This window comes from Fulvivirga sp. (assembly GCF_040220315.1).
In the GTDB taxonomy this organism is placed as follows: Bacteria; Bacteroidota; Bacteroidia; order Cytophagales; family Cyclobacteriaceae; genus Fulvivirga.
In genome coordinates this window covers 1-18,574 of record NZ_JAVJUY010000333.1, presented here as the reverse complement: position 1 = coordinate 18,574, position 18,574 = coordinate 1, and the positions used below count along the sequence as shown (strand labels likewise).

General features: G+C 39.3%; 15 protein-coding genes. 3 read left to right on the top strand and 12 right to left on the bottom strand.

The genetic code is table 11. The annotated features are described in order from the left end of the window. Window positions 1-588 precede the first annotated feature (588 nt). The 3 genes from RLO81_RS16995 (at window position 589) to RLO81_RS16985 (ending at window position 3,515) form a co-directional block, all read left to right on the top strand. Window positions 589-2,127 (top strand): P-loop ATPase, Sll1717 family, encoded by a 1,539-nt coding sequence (locus tag RLO81_RS16995; protein WP_350114430.1) that lies wholly within the window; start codon window positions 589-591, stop codon window positions 2,125-2,127. 109 nt (window positions 2,128-2,236) lie between these two features. Further along, the gene (locus tag RLO81_RS16990; protein ID WP_350114427.1) at window positions 2,237-2,968 is read left to right on the top strand and encodes a hypothetical protein; all 732 of its coding nucleotides are present in this window, start codon (window positions 2,237-2,239) and stop codon (window positions 2,966-2,968) included. A 94-nt stretch (window positions 2,969-3,062) separates the two neighbouring features. Then, window positions 3,063-3,515: a hypothetical protein gene (locus RLO81_RS16985; protein WP_350114423.1), complete on the top strand. Its 453-nt coding sequence runs from the start codon at window positions 3,063-3,065 to the stop codon at window positions 3,513-3,515. A 139-nt stretch (window positions 3,516-3,654) separates the two neighbouring features. Here RLO81_RS16985 and ftsZ read toward each other — a convergent pair whose 3' ends face one another. The 12 genes from ftsZ to rsmH form a co-directional block, all read right to left on the bottom strand. Continuing rightward, the gene (gene ftsZ / locus RLO81_RS16980) at window positions 3,655-5,211 is read right to left on the bottom strand and encodes a cell division protein FtsZ (protein WP_350114420.1); all 1,557 of its coding nucleotides are present in this window, start codon (window positions 5,209-5,211) and stop codon (window positions 3,655-3,657) included. Between the two features lie 33 nt (window positions 5,212-5,244). Further along, window positions 5,245-6,546, bottom strand: a complete 1,302-nt coding sequence (gene ftsA, locus RLO81_RS16975) for a cell division protein FtsA (RefSeq protein ID WP_350114417.1) — start codon at window positions 6,544-6,546, stop codon at window positions 5,245-5,247. Window positions 6,547-6,656: 110 nt separating this feature from the next. Further along, on the bottom strand, window positions 6,657-7,421 hold the full coding sequence (locus tag RLO81_RS16970; protein WP_350114414.1) for a cell division protein FtsQ/DivIB: 765 nt from the start codon (window positions 7,419-7,421) through the stop codon (window positions 6,657-6,659). Next, entirely contained in the window at window positions 7,414-8,808 is a 1,395-nt protein-coding gene (gene murC, locus RLO81_RS16965; protein WP_350114411.1) for a UDP-N-acetylmuramate--L-alanine ligase, read from the bottom strand. The genes RLO81_RS16970 and murC overlap by 8 nt, the downstream gene beginning before the upstream one ends. Beyond that, a complete protein-coding gene (murG, locus tag RLO81_RS16960; protein ID WP_350114408.1) occupies window positions 8,805-9,911 on the bottom strand; it encodes an undecaprenyldiphospho-muramoylpentapeptide beta-N-acetylglucosaminyltransferase in 1,107 nt (368 codons plus the stop codon). The genes murC and murG overlap by 4 nt, the downstream gene beginning before the upstream one ends. A gap of 123 nt (window positions 9,912-10,034) precedes the next feature. Beyond that, on the bottom strand, window positions 10,035-11,195 hold the full coding sequence (locus tag RLO81_RS16955) for an FtsW/RodA/SpoVE family cell cycle protein (RefSeq protein WP_350114405.1): 1,161 nt from the start codon (window positions 11,193-11,195) through the stop codon (window positions 10,035-10,037). Further along, window positions 11,192-12,517 carry a UDP-N-acetylmuramoyl-L-alanine--D-glutamate ligase gene (gene murD, locus RLO81_RS16950; RefSeq protein ID WP_350114433.1) on the bottom strand — a complete coding sequence of 442 codons (1,326 nt, stop codon included), beginning with the start codon at window positions 12,515-12,517 and terminating at the stop codon, window positions 11,192-11,194. Before murD ends, RLO81_RS16955 begins: the two co-directional genes overlap by 4 nt. Before the next feature lie 67 nt (window positions 12,518-12,584). Then, window positions 12,585-13,793: a phospho-N-acetylmuramoyl-pentapeptide-transferase gene (gene mraY / locus RLO81_RS16945; protein WP_350114402.1), complete on the bottom strand. Its 1,209-nt coding sequence runs from the start codon at window positions 13,791-13,793 to the stop codon at window positions 12,585-12,587. A gap of 2 nt (window positions 13,794-13,795) precedes the next feature. Continuing rightward, window positions 13,796-15,259 (bottom strand): UDP-N-acetylmuramoyl-L-alanyl-D-glutamate--2,6-diaminopimelate ligase, encoded by a 1,464-nt coding sequence (locus tag RLO81_RS16940; RefSeq protein WP_350114399.1) that lies wholly within the window; start codon window positions 15,257-15,259, stop codon window positions 13,796-13,798. Then, window positions 15,259-17,349: a PASTA domain-containing penicillin-binding protein gene (locus RLO81_RS16935; protein WP_350114396.1), complete on the bottom strand. Its 2,091-nt coding sequence runs from the start codon at window positions 17,347-17,349 to the stop codon at window positions 15,259-15,261. Before RLO81_RS16935 ends, RLO81_RS16940 begins: the two co-directional genes overlap by 1 nt. Then, entirely contained in the window at window positions 17,339-17,710 is a 372-nt protein-coding gene (locus tag RLO81_RS16930; RefSeq protein WP_350114393.1) for an FtsL-like putative cell division protein, read from the bottom strand. Before RLO81_RS16930 ends, RLO81_RS16935 begins: the two co-directional genes overlap by 11 nt. Before the next feature lie 3 nt (window positions 17,711-17,713). Beyond that, on the bottom strand, window positions 17,714-18,574 hold an 861-nt coding region (gene rsmH / locus RLO81_RS16925), incomplete at its 5' end, for a 16S rRNA (cytosine(1402)-N(4))-methyltransferase RsmH (protein ID WP_350114390.1).

Sequence of the window (18,574 nt, the reverse complement as noted above, 5' to 3'; positions counted from 1 at the left end):
GCCAACCCTACCTCTGTCGTGATCCGCAATCCCTGCATTCTGGGCAGTGCCTGTGATCTACAGACCGCACTCCGTTTCTCAGGGACCCTGAATCCCCGCCTGACCGGACGGGCAGGAAGTTCAGGGTGACACTCTTAATTTAATTGCCTTCACAAACCACCAATTAGACAGACAAACAATCTCCTTTTCTCACCTAAACAGGTGATTTTCATGCCATTAGAAGAAACTATACTTGTAGAGAATGAAAGTAGTATGGTTTGTGGAGAGTGAGGTTAAAAAGATGAATTAGGTAAAAACCCTCAATTTACTAGGGTAAAACACCTAACGGCTTCTTTCATAATCTTTCTTTATTGACTGTAAAGGCTGTTTTAAGAATTTGAAGCATTGCACTCTGCCAAACACACAATGATTAGTTAATTATCTTTTAAGGCTAAAAATATAAAAGAGTCTGTGACTTGCTTAGATTTTGAATAAAATTAGCCGGTTACAAACCCTTGAGACCATTAGAAAGGCACAAGTTGCAAACTTGCGCCAGCAGGGTCAGTAAATAATAAATCTATACTTAAAATAATCTTCCTAATTAATAACATGGGCATTTTTGAAAAATTAATGAAGAAAACTGAAAGACCAAGATCTTCTACTCGTGGATTTTACTTTGGAGCAACTGAAGCTGAAGGCGAAAATATACAAGGTCAAAGTTTGATAGATTATTTCGAAGATTATCTCGACATACTTAGTGACTTAGAAAAAGGAAAATTCATATTCGTTGGTAGAAAAGGTGTTGGGAAATCAGCTATTGCAAAATTTATAAAGGACACTTCTGATCTAACTAATGAATCATATGCAAAACTTTTAAGAGTTAATGACTTTGAAATCGAAAAACACATTCAACTAGAAGAAAAAAATCATGAAAAAAAAGAAAAAATGATTTTTGAGTGGCTTATTCTAGTTAATATCATAAAGCTCATTGTTTCACACGAATGTGGTCAGTATACTGCAGAGTATGATAAACTAAAAAAGTTTTTAGATGTAAACGCAGGAATTGTAAATGTTGACCAATACCAATTCGTAGAAGGAACCAAACAAAAAGGTGGTCAGGTTAGTTTTGGAGGCTTAAAACATGTATTTGGAGGCATCTTTAAAAATTATTTTGACACAAAAGTTAATAAGGCCGAATTCTATAAACTAATTCCACCATTAAAAGAAATTGTCAAAGTAATGCTAGATTTTGAAGTTAACAGAGATTTAGAGTTTTGGCTTTTATTCGATGATTTAGATATAAATTTTAATGTAAAAGATGATCGAGACAATGTGAAAATCATGGAGTTATTACGTGTCGCTAAAGAATATAACAACGAGATTTTTCGAAACAACACAACAAGAATCCTTCTATTTATACGAGATGATATTAGAGATGAGATTGCTCCTAAATATGAAGATTCTGCAAAAATATTTAACACGTATCAAACCTCATTAAATTGGTATGATCATCGATTATATACGGAAAAATCTGAAGAGTTAATTCCTTTAAAGAAACTTGCAAATAGGAGAATAAAAATAAATTTTGATAAAAATGAAATCAGCTATGGGACAGATCCCTGGTTAACCTTATTCCAAGATGAAAACTACAGTGGTTCAGATTACCCAAAGAAATCAAGTTTTAAATATATACTGGATTTTACATTCTACAGACCTAGAGATATAATCACATTCTTGAACACCATGACAGATGAGTCATGTACATATCCACTCAATAAAGGTGCAGTGAAATCATTATTAAAGAAATTTGTTGACATTAATATAACAGAGATAAAAAGTGAATTAAAACTATTTTTTTCTGACACGGAAATATCAAAGATTTTCAATGAATTATTTCCTTACATTATTCAAAAACAAAATGTGAAACCAAAGGACGTTCAAGACAAAATTGAACAACTTTCTTTTGAACTAAACAGAAATAAAGTATTCGATATATTAATTAACTACTCACTAATCATTTACATGGATTCTTCCGGTACATTATATTTTAATTATCGGGATAATACAACTTTGGGTAATGTCAATAAATCAGAATTATATATGTCACTACCAAAATGTATATATCATTATTATAAAAGGATTAACTAGCATTTGACAAATTAAAAACCAAAATCCCCGAGGCGCACTTCGGGGATTTGTATTTGAAAAAATTCCATATCATTGTCTTTTTGTAAACTCTCATCATTTTAAAATTCTAATGGAAAACACTAAGTCTCTATTCACTGAAAAACAAGTGAGTGTCGCTGCCTTTTTAGGCGGCCCAATACCACCCGGAATTCTTATTTATAAAAACCTCGCCAGGCTAGATAAAATTAAAGAAGCCTATGTTGTTCTGGCGGCTACATTAATATTCACACTGGGGTTACTGTATACATTAATTGCCATTCCAGATGAGCTGTACAATAATATTCCTAGTCAGCTTATACCAACAATTGTTGGACTAATTGTATGGGCGCTGTATCATTTTCTACTATCTCATTATGTAAAAGATTCGCTTGAAGCAGGTAGTAATTCGGAATCTAATTGGAAAGTAGCTGGTTTCACTATTTTAGGAATAGTTATCTATCTTCTAATGGCATTTATAGTAGGATTTTCTCAACCACCATTCCCTGGAGAAAAAATGGTATTTAACGGCAATGAAATCTACTATAATGACAGGACATCAAAAGAAGATGTACAGAAAGTAGCAGATGTGTTATATGAATTTGAATACTTCTCAGATGGTTATGAAAGCATTGCAAAGGTAGAGACCTGGCCGTATGGCTATGAATTGACACTTCCAATTGTTCAAGACTATTGGAATGATCCTGCAGTAGTGAATGACATACAAATACTTAAAGAACTGCTAAAAGAGAGACTTCAAAAAGACGTAACAATCATTTTGGAAGACTACGAGTTGAATGGGGATACCATAGTAAAAAGATTCTAACTCACTAAAAACCAAAATCCCCAAGGCGCACCCCGGGGATTTGTATTTGAAAAAATTCAATATTTATCTTTTATGAACTCAGTTTGTATTAAAAATGAATGAAAAACTCGAATCACAATTAGTAGGTGTTGCTGGTGAATATTTAGTGGCAGGTGAATTATCCTTGAGAGGAATTCTTGCTTCTATTACTTTAAGAAATAGTAAAGGTATTGATATCATAGCTAGTAATTCTGATGCATCGAAGTCAATAAGTATACAAGTTAAGACCAATAGCAATGGAGCCAATAAATGGATCTTAAATAAAAAATCTGAAGATTATTATTCTGAGAATCTTTATTATGTCTTTGTAGCAATTAGAGAATTAGGAACAAGACCTAACTTTCATATTGTACCGAGTAAAATCGTTGCAAGTTTCATAAAAGAAAAACATAAAACGTGGCTTAGTGGTAATAAGCGGGATGGTTCTAGAAGAAAGGATTCTAATATGAGGAAATTTATTGATTCTAGTAATCAGTATCTAGAAAACTGGGATATTCTAGGAATATAAACCAAAATCCCCGAGGCGCACCCCGGGGATTTGTATTTGAAAAAATTGACAGGCAGCACCGGCCAAAAAATTTACAACCAACAACCACTACGAATTGGAAAGTAAGCCGGCTTTAATGCTGCGATGTCAACCAGTGGATCTAGTCCACGTTATCGTGTAAGAACTTGTTGTTACCCAAGATCTGATTATCGTCATTTAAATTATACTTACTCACATGCGGCTCGCTTGAGTGGGGCACGTTAGATAGCTTCACATCTTTGCGCAAAAATGCAGGCACATCTAATTTTTCCTTAAACTCATGCGTATTCATCTCCGACTTATTGTTGTTTTTCAGTCGGTTTAGCCTTTCTTCCGCCTGTCTTTTTAAGCGCTCTTTCGTGCTGCGCACGTCCATCATGCCATCATCATTAATCTGCTGATCGCCTTCATCATCCCCCACTATCTCAAACTCATCATCCAACTCATCAAATAAGCCATCATCACCATCTTCATCGTCTTCTATTCTGGATTCCGGCTTGGCAAATGAGTAACGTGCCGAGAATGAATCTTCTTCCTCTTCCTCAGTAGTTCGAGTAGTTAAGTCAGAGCTGTTATCGTTATTCACTGAGTTATCAGTTTCAAACATGTTTATCTGCTGTGGCTTCTCTAAGTCAAACACTTTACGCTCATCTGTTTGCGTATTGTTAGCATTTGGCTTGCCAATAGGCTCAGCATGCGAATAGCTTCTGTCGAAACCGGTAGCAATCACCGTTACGCGAATGCTTTCTTCAAGGCTAGGATCTACACCGTGGCCGAAGATTACTTCCGCATCTTCACCTGCCTGCTCCTGAATGTATTCGGTAATTTCTGTCAGCTCATCCATCTGTAACTCTGCCTGATCACCCGAGATGATAGAAAGCAAGATTTTCTGAGCTCCTAAAATGTCTCTGTTATCCAATAGCGGTGAAGCCAAGGCCTCTTCGGCAGCTCTGCGTGCTCTGTTATCGCCTTTGGTTAAGGCAGAACCCATCACAGCAGCACCTGCATTGTACATTACAGTGCGCACATCCTGGAAATCTACGTTTACGTATCCCGCAACGGTAATAATTTCAGCAATACCTTTTGCAGCAGTAGTTAATACATTATCGGCCTGGCCAAACGCACTGCCTATCGAGAGATTACCATGGATTTCTCTCAGCTTGTCGTTTAGAATAACCAGTACGGTATCGCAATTCTCGCGAAGTGCTCTAATACCTTCCTCGGCCTGCGCTCGTTTCTTCTTTCCTTCAAAAGAGAAAGGCGAGGTAACAATACCTACCGTAAGGATGTCCATCTCCTTGGCAATTTTGGCAATAACAGGAGCCGCACCCGTTCCGGTACCACCGCCCATTCCGGCCGTGATAAACACCATTTTGGTATCGGTGCCTAATAGGTCCCTGATATCTTCTTTGCTCTCTAAAGCGGCATTTTTGCCCACTTCAGGGTTAGCGCCCGCACCTAATCCTTCCGTAAGGTTTACCCCTATCTGAATTTTGGCCGGCACGGAGCTAGATTTTAATGCTTGTGAATCGGTGTTACATACTACAAACTCAACATCTTTAATGCCTTGGCTGTACATGAAGTTTACGGCATTGCTACCGCCCCCACCTACACCAATCACCTTTATGATCGATTTATGGTGTTTGGGAATTTCGAATTTATATCCATTATCTTCCATTACTTTACTGTTTAGTGGTTTCTGATTTTTTGATTAGTAGTCTTTACTACCATCTAAGTCGTCAATTAAAAGGCCTTTGGTTTTATTTAAGATTTTCGCGAAAAAATCACCGCCAGCTTCGCGTTTCTTTGCAGTTAACTTACCGCCTCCCTTAGCTTCTTTGTATCTGTCTTCTCTGTTATCCAATGCCCTGAATCCGCTAAGTACCAGCCCTACTGATGTTGCGTACATCGGGCTCTTCACGCTATCCACTTTACTTTTGCCTAAATGCTCGTTCGGGTACCCGATGCGTGCATCCATGCCAGTCATGTATTCTACCAATTGCTTCAGGCTGTTCAACTGAGAACCACCACCGGTAATTACTATACCGCCAGCCAGTCTGTTCTCAAACCCTGATGTAATAATTTCTGTATGAGCGAGCTCAATAATCTCTTCCATTCTGGCTTCAATAATATTGGCCAGGTTGCGGATAGAAATTTCTTTGGCCGGCCTGTTTCTAATACCCGGTATCGCCACGATCTCGTTAGGGCTCGCCTCTTCGCCAATGGCTTTACCAAATTTCGTTTTCAACAATTCAGCTTGGTGTTGCATTACCATGCAGCCTTGCTTAATGTCTGATGTGATGATGTTACCTCCGAAAGGTATCACGGCCGTATGGCGGATGATATTGTCATGGAAGATGGCGATATCTGTGGTACCACCTCCAATATCTATCAGGCAGATGCCCGCTTCTTTTTCTTCGTCACTCAATACGGCCAGGCTCGATGCCAATGGCTCTAGTATTAAGTTTTCAATTTCTAGGCCTGCACGCTTCACACATTTGTTAATGTTGTTGATGGCGTTGGTTTGAGCGGTAATCACATGGAAGTCAGCTTCCAGCTTTACGCCACTCATACCCACAGGGTCTTTAATGCCGTCTTCATAATCTACCGTGTAATCCTGAGGCATAACGTGAATAATCTCGCTACCCGGTGGAATGACGATACGGTACATATCGTTGTTCAGACGGTTAATGTCTTCGATAGTGATCTCATCATCATTGGAGTTACGCGTAATGCTTCCATGATGAATTGAACTTTTAATGTGCTGGCCTGCGATTCCAACGTTTACCACGCGGATATCAATACCCGACTGGTCTTCAGCCTCTTTCACGGCCTTTTCAATTGCATTCACAGTTTTGTCGATGTTAGTAACGATGCCCCGGATTACGCCATCCGATTCAGCTTTACCCATTCCCAAAACTTCAAGTTTGCCAAACTCATTCTTGCGACCCACAATTGCGCAAATTTTTGTGGTTCCAATATCGAGTCCGACTACGATTTTGTCATTTTCCATGGTTGTAAATCTATTTTTAGTGGTTGTTAATATTCTTTTTTAGTTTCGAGTTTCCAGCTTCTAGCCACGAGATTGTCTCGCAACTCATAGCTCGTAACTAGTAACTCAAATCATTCAGCGATTACCTGATCTTTATATTCAAGATTAATTCTGCTGTAGGTATTCCACCCCTTCTGAGGGAGCACCTTTTTATAAAAAGCCTTTAGCTTCTTAAACTTCTGCTTTATCTCCTCAGGCTTCCCGAACTCCACTACCTGCTTTGTTACCTGTGGGTAAAGCGTCACATACAAATCCTTATTTATATCTATCTGAGCTATCTGTGCATTCCAAAACTTATCGTTGTAGATAAACTGCAGCAGCTCATAAATTTTCTGGCCTTCTTCCGTTTCCGTGAGGTCATTCTTCATCATCTCTTTCATGTAGCTTCCGCTCAAAATCACAGCACGCGATGTGTATTTTGTGGATGTTGGAAGAATCGCCCCATCCAACGCTACATAGCCATTGGCTTTGCCCGGCTCCAGTATTCTGGCAAATGGTCTGCGCAATTCTGCATTTACCAGCAGATTGCCTTTCAGGTCTTTATAGATTTCGGCCTTCTTAATGAATTTCTGAGTTTTCACTCGGCCTTCAATTTCTTTTAGTTGGATGTCTTTAAAATGTTTGCCTAACAATACATCCTCGCCATTTTGAGTCATCATACCCATAATGTCGTTCTCATCAATAAAGAAATTATCTTGCTGGTTAGTGAGCTTGATAATGATGTCCTGACACTTCTCGCCTTCCTGCTTTCTGCTACCAAAGCTGATCAGGGAAAGTATCAATACAGACACGAATGCTGCCTTTACTCCTTTTCCTATTTTCAGTTTTTTAAGCATGGTATTTCTCGTTTAAAAGTTCTTTAATCGGTTCTACCAGTTTGTCGATATCGCCCGCACCGATAGTGGCGATTACTTCATAGTTGTCGTTTTCAAGGTGGTTCAACAGCTCTTCTTTGCTGATCAACACCTTCTCCGTTTGCATCTTGTCATAGATTATTTGTGACGTTACACCCTCAATAGGTTCTTCCCTTGCCGGATAGATGTCCAGAAGAATCACTTCATCTGCCAGATCAAGACTTTCTGCGAAACCATCTACAAAATCCCTGGTTCTGGTAAAAAGGTGCGGCTGAAATATGGCCGTCACCTTTTTATCAGGGTACATGAATTTGAGTGATTTAAGAAATGACTCTATCTCCGTTGGATGATGTGCGTAATCATCTACAAAAATTATTTTCTCCGATTTGATGATGTACTCAAATCTTCGTTTTACGCCACGGTAGCTTTCTATTCCTGCTTTCACTTCATCAGGCGACAGGCCTAAATCAAGTGCCACAGCTATTGCTACAGTAGCATTTTCTACATTATGAAAACCGGGAACGCCAAGCATAAGATTATTAATATTGCACTGCTCATCACAATAATTGAATTCAAAAAAACCATTCCTCATGGTAATATTGCTGGCAAAAAATTGCCCCCGGTTTATGCCATAGGTGTGTGCTGATCTATTGTAATCATCACCTACCAATTCTTTGGCTATTTTTTCATGAATAAAGAGTTTACCAGAGGCTTTCACCTGCCTGATAAACGCTTTAAAAGAATCTTCTAATTGAGACTTGTCTCCGTAAATATCTAAATGGTCTGCATCCGCAGAGGTAACAACCGCCACATCCGGATGAAGCGTTAAAAACGATCTGTCGAACTCATCGGCCTCCACTACGGCTATGGACTTGCCATCTTTATTCTGGTTAGCGATGTAGTTAGACTCATAATTGGTAGCAATGCCTCCTAAAAATGCCGTGATATCTCTACCTGCATGTTTCAGCAAGTGAGCAATCATGGAAGAGGTCGTAGTTTTACCATGTGTTCCGGCAACTGCTACCAAATGAAATTCTGAAGCAATCATGCCCAATACCTGCGAACGTTTAAACAACTCAAAACCATTGTCTTTGAAGTAGTTAAGTCCCTGATGGTTCTTCGGTATGGCAGGCGTTATAATCACCAATGTTTGCTCCTTGTTCTCTTTTATCGATTGAGGGATGTTATCAATGCTATCATCAAAATGAATATCGATGCCCTCCTCAGTTAGTTTGTTAGTTAAAGAAGTAGGTGTGCGGTCGTAGCCGGATACAGCAAAACCGTTGTGGTTGAACCAACGGGCCAACGCACTCATTCCGATACCCCCGATACCGATGAAATAGACGTTATGGTATTTATCTAATTTCAATTGATAATTCGCATTACTTCTGACACTATATCTTTTGTAGCATTAGGCTTGCCCATTTTTTTAAGGGCTGCGCTAAGACTCGCTTGCTTTTCTTTGTCACCTAAAAGGTCTACTACATTGTTCATTAGACTTTTTTCTGATTCGCTATCACGGATTAAAATAGCCGCACCATTCGTGCTAAGCGACCTTGCATTTTTTGTTTGATGATCTTCAGCCACATTGGGCGAAGGCACCAGTATAGTAGGCTTCCCCACCAATGATAATTCGGAAATGGACAAAGCCCCGGCTCTGGAAACCACTACATCTGCCGAGGCATATGCCAAATCCATTCTCTTAATAAACTCGTGCACTTTTATGTTGCTTCCATAATCAGCAGCCACATTTTTCATATCGTTGTAATAAAATCTACCCGTCTGCCACAGCACCTGGAACCCGCCTTTCACTACCTTATCTAAATGACCAGCAATACTTCTATTGATTGTTCTGGCTCCAAGGCTTCCACCAATAACCAATACGGTTTTTTTATTAGGATCTAATTCAAAATGCTGGATAGCCTCATCTCTTTTGTTTTCCAATGAAAGAATATCGCTTCTTACCGGGTTGCCAGTAAACTTGATTACATCTTTAGGAAAGTATTTCTCCATACCCTCATAGGCCACACATATACTCTTAGCCTTCTTACCGAACTTCTTGTTAGTTAGGCCTGCGTAAGAATTTTGCTCTTGAATTAAGGTTGGCACTTTTCGTGAATTTGCGGCAAACATCATAGGCCCACTTGCATAGCCACCAAAACCAAGTACTGCATTCGGGCTAAATTTTTTAACAATGCCAATGGCCGAGAAGAAACTATGAATAACTTTAAATGGTAAGAGTAAATTTTGAATGGTTACTCTTCGTTGTAATCCGCTAATCCAAAGTCCTACAATTTTATAACCTGCTTCCTGCACTTTGGTCATCTCCATTTTACCCTGTGCACCGACAAACAAAATTTCAGAATCAGGGTGTTGATCCATAATTTCATTAGCCACCGCCAATGCCGGATAAATATGTCCGCCTGTTCCGCCTCCGCTTATGATAAATCGATATGGTGTTTTACTGGTCAACTGGTTACTGGTTTCTGGTTTCTGGTTTCTGGTTATTGGATATTAGTTATTGGTTATTGGTTATTAGTTATTAGTTCTTTGTTAATTGTTAATTGTTAATTGTTAATTGCTCATTGCTCATTGTTAAGCTGCTCTCGCTATATTTTTAATTTCTCCACCTGCACTCTCCCAGGAAGAATCTGTTTCTCCTCTGCTCACACTTAAAATAATTCCGATTGATAGTCCTGTAAATAATAATGATGTACCTCCCATACTTATCAGCGGAAGTGGTAATCCTGTAATCGGCCCTAAGCCAACAACAACGCCCATGTTCACCATCGCCTGAAGCACCAGCGCAAAGCTGAGTCCGGCCGAAAGCAAGCCACCAAACGCTCGTTCACTATTGGTGACTGCCTTCATGCCTCTGGCTAAAAGTATTAAGTAAAGTATGAGTACTACAACCCCTCCCACAATGCCATATTCCTCAACGATAATGGCATAAACGAAATCGGAATATGGGTGTGGAAGAATATTTCTTTGCTGGCTATTGCCGGGACCTTTACCAAAAATTCCCCCTGTAGCAACTGCAATGCGTGCATGTTTTGCCTGGAATGGTAGCTCATCGCCATTGATAAAACTTTCAATTCTGTTTTTGGCTGTCTCGCCCCTAACACCGAAAGTAAGGGCAACGCTACCCGCCATCACTCCAACGAAAACGAGCATAGCCAAATACTTGAGGGGCACTCTACCAATGAACATGATCAGCATACACGTAGCAAAAAGCAGCACTGCCGATGACAAGTTGGTTAATGCGATTAAGCCGCAGATTACACCACACCAGATTAATATTGGGATAAATGACTCTTTAAAGTCTTCAATATTTTGCTGACGCTTGGAAAGCATACTTGCCAAACTGGTTATCAGGGCCAAACTTGCTAAATCAGAAGGCTGAAAAGATGCATTGATGATTGGCAACTGAATCCAACGTGAAGCGTCATTTAAGCTTACACCGTTTGTGAATGTATAAATCAATAATGGTACGCTAATCCACAATGCAAATCTTGAAAGTTTAGAATAGTATCTGTAGTCTATCTTATGGGCAAACCACATGGCGCCCAGGCCAACCCCAACTAATAGTGTATGCTTAATCAAATACGATTCAGGATTAACCATTCGTTTGAAAGCGAGTGTTCCTGTTGCGCTATACACTACCAATATACTGATGAGCGACAGCGCGAAAACTACTACCCAGATAACCGGATCGCCTTTTAAATTATCATCTACCCAAGCTTTTACCTTATTCATTGTTCTAAAGCTTTTGTTTGAAAATCGTTTTTCAGTTCATTCACAGCCTGCTTAAACTGCTCGCCTCTGTCTTCATAATTCTTAAATAAATCGAAGCTTGCACAAGCAGGAGATAACAAAACCACATCGTTGGTTTGAGCATAGTTTAAGGCAGAACGTACTGCCTCATGTATGCTATCTGTCTCCAGCATATTCACAATTTGATTGTGAAATGCATCTCTCAATTTTGAGTTATCCTTACCGAGGCATACAAGTGCTTTCACTTTGGCATTTACTTCGTCCATGATCAGGCTGTAGTCATTGCCTTTATCTACACCGCCTGCGATCCACACCAAAGGCTCAGTAAAGCTTGCCAATGCATATTTTACTGCATCTACATTGGTAGCCTTGGAATCGTTGATAAACCTTACGCCATTGATGGTATCAACATATTCCATTCTATGCGGAGCATTTTTGAAGGTTTTTAGTCCTTGTCTAATATCAACTTCACTTACGCCCATGATTAAGGCAGCGTGTATAGCCGACATCATATTAATGGCATTGTGCATACCTAAAAGCACGGTTTCACTTTGAGGAATCTGAATCTGATCAGTGATTTTCATCACCATATCGTTCGTAACATCATCCAAAGAGATTGGCACTCGCTTTACAGGCGAAATATATCTTGATAATTTATCAGCAATCAGCTCATTATCAGCATAATAGATGAAGTAATCATTCTGACCAGCCTCTTTAATAATTCTAAACTTGGAGCTTACGTAATTCTCAATTTTATACTCATACCTGTCCATATGGTCTGGAGTGATATTGAGTAAAATGGATATATAAGGCTTTAATAAATAGCAACCATCCAGTTGGAAACTGCTGATCTCCACCACGAAGTAATCGTATTTATCTTCGATTACCTGCTTAGCCAAACTATGACCCACGTTGCCTGCCAAGCCCACATTCAGACCAGCCTCTTTTAAGAGGTGATAGGTTAATAATGTAGTGGTTGTCTTACCATTGGTGCCTGTAATGGCGATAATTTTTGCTTTGGTATAAGAAAAAGCAAATTCAATTTCATCAACAATCTTTATTCCGACCTCTCTTATCTTTTTTACTATTTTGGCCGTTTCAGGAATTCCCGGACTTTTAATGACTATGCGAGATTCAAGTATCTTCTTTTTGGAATGGCCACCTTCTTCAAATTCTATACCTTTCTCAACTAATTGAGACTTGTATTTATCGGCTATTGTTCCGAAGTCTGAAACAAACACATCATACCCTTTAGCTTTTGCCAGTAAGGCTGCTCCTGTTCCGCTTTCGCCTGCTCCTAATATGGTGATTAAGTGTCCTATTGTTTTTATGGTTTCTAGTTGCTTGTTTCTCGTTTCTTGTTCTTTATTCCTATCTCAATTTCAGTGTTGCCAAAGTGAGTATTGCCAATAATATTCCTACCATCCAAAACCGTGTTACAATCTTGGATTCGTGTATTTCTAATTTTTGATAATGATGATGCAATGGAGACATCAGGAAAATCCTGCGTCCTTCACCGTATTTCTTTTTCGTGTATTTGAAGTAGCCTACCTGCATCATAACAGAAAGGCTTTCAATTAAGAATATGCCGCACAGAAGCGGTAATAAAAGCTCTTTTCTCACAATCAGAGCCAACACTGCTATTACTCCACCTATGGTTAAGCTTCCAGTATCGCCCATAAATACTTGAGCTGGATACGAGTTGTACCACAAGAAACCAATACAAGCTCCCACAAAGGCAGCACAGAAAATTACCACCTCACTGAGGTTAGGGATGTGTAAAATATTTAGGTAATCACTAAAGTCAACACGGCCAGATAGATAAGCGAAAATGGCTATTGTGAGACCAATGATAGCCGATGTACCCGCAGCAAGCCCATCTATTCCATCGGTCAAATTAGCTCCGTTAGAAACAGCAGTAATAATGAATATCACCACAAACACATAAATAATCCATGTGAAGTCGTGCGATAAAAACGGCACTAATGCATCATAATCAAATTCATTATCCTTTAAGAAGGGAACAGTTGTTTTAGTAGATTTTACATCTTGATATTCTCTTACTACTTCATTTTGTTCGTTTACCGTAGCCTCATCGTACTCCCTCACCACCACATTCTGGTTAAAGTAAAGAGTGAGACCAACGATTAAGCCTATTGAAACCTGACCCACAATTTTAAACTTACCAGCCAGCCCTTCTTTGTTCTTTTTGAATACTTTAATGTAATCATCCATAAAACCGATAAAGCCCAATGCCAGTGTAACACCTATCAATAGCATTACATATACATTCTCCAATCGAGCGAATAGCAATACCGGTATGAGAATTGCACTTATAATGATCAATCCACCCATAGTTGGTGTGCCCTTCTTGGCCATCTGCCCTTCTAAACCCAGATCCCTGATACTTTCACCAACCTGCTTCTTTCTAAGAAAATCAATCAGCTGCTTTCCTATTAAAATGGTAATTACCAATGACAAAACAGCGGCCATGCCAGCTCTGAATGAGATGTATTGAAATACACTCGCCCCTATCAGACTATATTGTTGTTCTAAATAATCAAATAGGTAGTAGAGCATAGTTAATTGGCAAAAAGGTTTAACATTCGTCCTAAAACTTCTTTATCATCAAAAGGGTGTTTCACGCCCTTGATTTCCTGATACTTTTCATGGCCTTTACCGGCCACTAATATGATATCATTGTCACCAGCCAACAGACAAGCTGTTTTTATAGCTTCTTCTCTATCGACTAACACTACAGTCTTTTTATAATCAGCAGGGCTAATGCCCTCTTTCATATCTTTTATTATTGCTTCGGGATCTTCATCACGAGGATTATCAGATGTAAAAACCACCTTGTCGCTTAGTTTGCAGGCAATTGCTGCCATTAAAGGTCTTTTTGAAGTGTCTCTATTTCCACCGCAGCCTACCACCGTAATTACTTTTTCATTCCCTGTTCTGAATTCAGCGATGGTTTCCAATACATTTTTCAATGCATCCGGAGTGTGTGCATAATCTACAATAGCTGTGATTTTCGCATCCGTTTCTACCACTTCAAAACGGCCTTCTGCACCATCTAAAGATGATAGTGCCGTTAGTGTATCTTCTGAATCCTCTCCAAGCAACACTGCCGCACCGTATACGGCCATCAGGTTATAGGCGTTAAAATCTCCTATCAACTTGAACCAAACATTCTTATTATCAATCTCCAGCTCTATGCCTTGAATAGTATTCGATATCATTTTAGCCTTAAAATCGGCTACACTTTTAAGTGCGTAAGTTTGTTTACTGGCCTTTGTGTTTTGAAGCATAATGGCTCCACGCTTATCATCAGAATTTACCAAGGCAAAAGCATCGCTACTTAACCCATCGAATAACTTCTTCTTAGCAGTGATGTAAGCATCAAATGTTTTATGATAGTCTAAGTGGTCGTGCGAAATATTAGAGAAAATGGCTCCTGTAAAGTGCACTCCAGCCACTCTGGATTGATCTAAAGCGTGTGAACTCACTTCCATAAAGGCATAATCACAACCTCGATCAACCATATTAGCTAACAGTTCATTCAACTGTAATGCATCAGGCGTTGTGTGACTTGCCGGAATAATATCATCATCAATTTTATTCTCTACAGTTGATAATAACCCAACTGCATAGCCCAACTTGCGATAAAGTGTAAATAAAAGCGTGGCAATGGTTGTTTTACCATTTGTACCGGTAACGCCCACCAATTTTAATTTACTGCTTGGATTGCCATAAAAATTGGAAGCAATGATGCCAAGTGCAGCTGCACTATCCTTTACGGCAACATAAGTGGCCGAAGTGCTTATCTCTTCCGGTAAGTTTTGACAAACAATAGCAACAGCACCTTTAGCAACTGCCTTGGTTATAAAATCATGGCCATCTGCTTGAGTACCTTTAACAGCCACGAATAAAGAGCCTTTTTCTACTTTTCGAGAATCAAAACACACGGATTTAATTTCCATGGTCATATCTCCTGATGCAGAAATCAGTGATACTTTATATAATATGTCTCTTAATTCGGCCATTAACTCAATTCAATTACTATTCTGCTTCCTTTAGATATTCTTACTCCTGGCAGCTTAGATTGTCTCACTACTCTACCTTTTCCTTTTACTTCAACCTGTAATCCATTGCTTTCCAATACAAAAAGGGCATCTCTCAATGTCATACCATTTACATCTGGCACCAGGTTTTCAGCCATTTTATTTTCTTGCCATTTTAAGGAGTTACCGTAAACCTGAGTTCTTACCCAGTCCTTTTCAGTAGCTGAATGATTAGAAATGCCTAATTCGTTGCACAGCAATTTCAAGTCTCGATGATTGCCTGAACGGATAACAGGGAAAATGCCGGCTTCAGCTATAAATTCTTCCGGAAGCGGCTCATGCATATCCACATCTCTTGAATAAATATTATCAGCTATTTCTTTAAATACAGGGGCAGCCACATTGCTACCGTACTGCCTCCACCCTTTCGGATTCTTAATTACAACTACAGCACTATATTTTGGCTGATCAGCCGGAAAATAACCGGCAAATGACGTGATGTATTTCTTTGTATATCTGCCATTTTCAAGAATCTGAGCAGTACCCGTTTTACCGGCAATTTTATAGTGATCATTCTTAATATTCATGGCTGTACCTCTTTCCACCACACCTTCTAACATCAACCGAAGCTTAATTAAAGTCTCGTCCGAACAGATTTTATCATTCAATACAACCGGCTCATATTCTTTGATAGTCTTGTCAGCTCTTTTTACTTCTTTCACGAATATTGGGCGAATCATTTTTCCACCATTCGCTACAGCGTTGTATAGTGCCAGCGTTTGAATTGGTGTTAACTCTAGGCCATAGCCATAAGCCATCCAGGGAAGAGTTATACCGCTCCAGTCTTTATCAGTTGGCCTTTTTATTTTAGGAATTCCCTCACCTTTAATTTGTAAGCCCAAAGGCTGCGAAAGGCCTATTCTGTCAATTTCATTCACAAATACGGATGGATTCTTGCTGAAATATTTGTCCACCAACTTAGCCATGGCTACATTGGAAGAAAGCTCAAAAGCTTCTTTTACCGTGATAGTTCCATAACCGCCTTCTTCGTGATCTCTAACCGTATTTTTATAGAATTTCTGAACACCTTTTCCAGTATTAATAGTATCCTCTAATTTGATATTGGTATTCTCGAGCAAGGCAATCATTGTTGCCAGTTTGAAGGTAGAACCAGGCTCTCTCAGTCCACCAACAGCATAATTATAACGCTCGTAGTAGTACCCTTTGCTGTTTCTGCTCAAGTTGGCAATGGCCTTAATCTCACCAGTTTTCACTTCCATTACCGCCACTACACCATAATCTGCCTCATGGTAATCCAAAGCTCTTAGCAAAGCAGTTTCACTTACATCTTGCAGGTTAATATCAATGGTAGTTTCGATATCATACCCTTCTTCAGACTTGATTTCCGTCCCGTCAAAAACTGGTTTCCAACTGCCTCCGGCTATTCTCTGATAAAGTGCTTCCCCGTCAGTTCCTGCCAACTCATTGTTAAAGCTGTACTCCAACCCAGCACCACGGTCGTTTTCATTTACAAAACCAATAGTTCTGAGGCTTAGATTGGAAAAAGGCCTGAAGCGTTTATCTACTTTTTCAAAAATGACTCCTCCTTTGAGTCTTCCCGCTCTAAAAATCGGCCATTCTTCCAGCATTTTCTTTTCCTGATACCCAATGGTTCTATTACTCAGCACAGTGTATTGCCTGTTTGCTTCGCGTGCATTTCTAAGCTCACGTTTATACGCTTCAGCACTTTTACTTCCAAAGAATTTAGAAAGCTTAAGAGAAAGAGAATCCAAACCAGCTACAAATAGCTCATCAGAAGCAATGGTTGCATCAAATGCTACTTTATAAAAAGGCAAAGAAGTGGCTAGTAAGCTTCCGTTATCGCTATAGATGTTACCTCTAGTTGCTTTAACCGGTCGGTACTGAAAGCTCATCTGATTTGATAGCTCTTTCCACTTATCGCCCTCAAAAAACTGGATACGGCCTACCTTAACAGCCACTGCAGCAGCAAACACAAAGACTAGCAGAAATGCTATCCGTACTCTTAGTAATATGGATTTCTTAATGTTCATCCTTAATCACTACTTTCTCCGGTGGTTGAATACTTTCCTTAATTCCTAAACCAGCTACATTTTTTGCCACTTCAGATTGCTTGCTGGCAAACATATAGTCTGACTTAAGTGTGGTATAATCGGCCCTCAGGTCTTCTACTTCTTTTTCAAGTGCATCTATTTTTCGAACATTCCTTTCAGCAAAATGACTATTGCCGATATAGAACAAGGCCACTCCTGCCAAGAATAAAACATAAGGCATGTATTTAACAGGAATGCCGCTTTCAAAGGCAGCATCAATCTTCATCATATTTTCAATTCTCGAAAAGATGTTTCTTCCGCTGCTGCTCTTACTTTCGATTTTGAATCTATTTGCTGCCATTTTTTATACTTTTTCAGCAACCCTAAGCTTCGCACTCCGGGCTCTGTTATTATTACTTTTTTCTTCTTCTGAAGCCTCAATGGGCTTCTTGTTGATGGCTTTTAACGGTTTTAGAACATTTCCATAAAAGTCCTTTTCTATTTCACCGCTAACCTTGCCCTTCATTATATAATTCTTCACAAGCCTATCCTCTAAAGAGTGATAAGACATAACCACCAATCTCCCTCCTTCACTAAGTACCTCTCCCGTTTGCTCCAACATTTCCTCCAACACCTGCAACTCACCGTTCACCTCTATCCTGATGGCCTGAAAAACCTGAGCATAGTACCTATTTTCTTTACCCCTTTTTGCAAACTTTACAAGCACATCCTTCAAATCTTGTATCGTAGCTATTTGCTTGTTGATTCTTGCTGAACATATTGCTTCCGCAAGCGTCTTGGCATTTTTAACCTCACCATACATTCCAAAAATTTTATGAAGCTGCTCTTTGGAGTATTCATTAACTACAGACTTTGCTGTTAACTTGGCCGACTGGTCCATTCTCATATCTAATTCAGCATCAAAGCGTGTAGAAAAACCTCTTGATGCTTCATCAATCTGATGAGAAGAAATGCCTAAATCAGCTAAAATTCCATCGACCTGCTTCACCCCATAGGCCTTTAAGTATCTTTTCAGATATCTGAAGTTGCCATCAATAAATGTGAAAGAACGTGTATTAAATTTTTTGGCATTCTCAGCGGCATCTGAGTCTTGATCAAATGCATAGAGATGGCCTTTATTCAAATGTTTTAGTATCTCTCTTGAGTGGCCTCCACCACCAAAAGTTAAATCCACATAAATCCCATCTGGATTTATATTAATCCC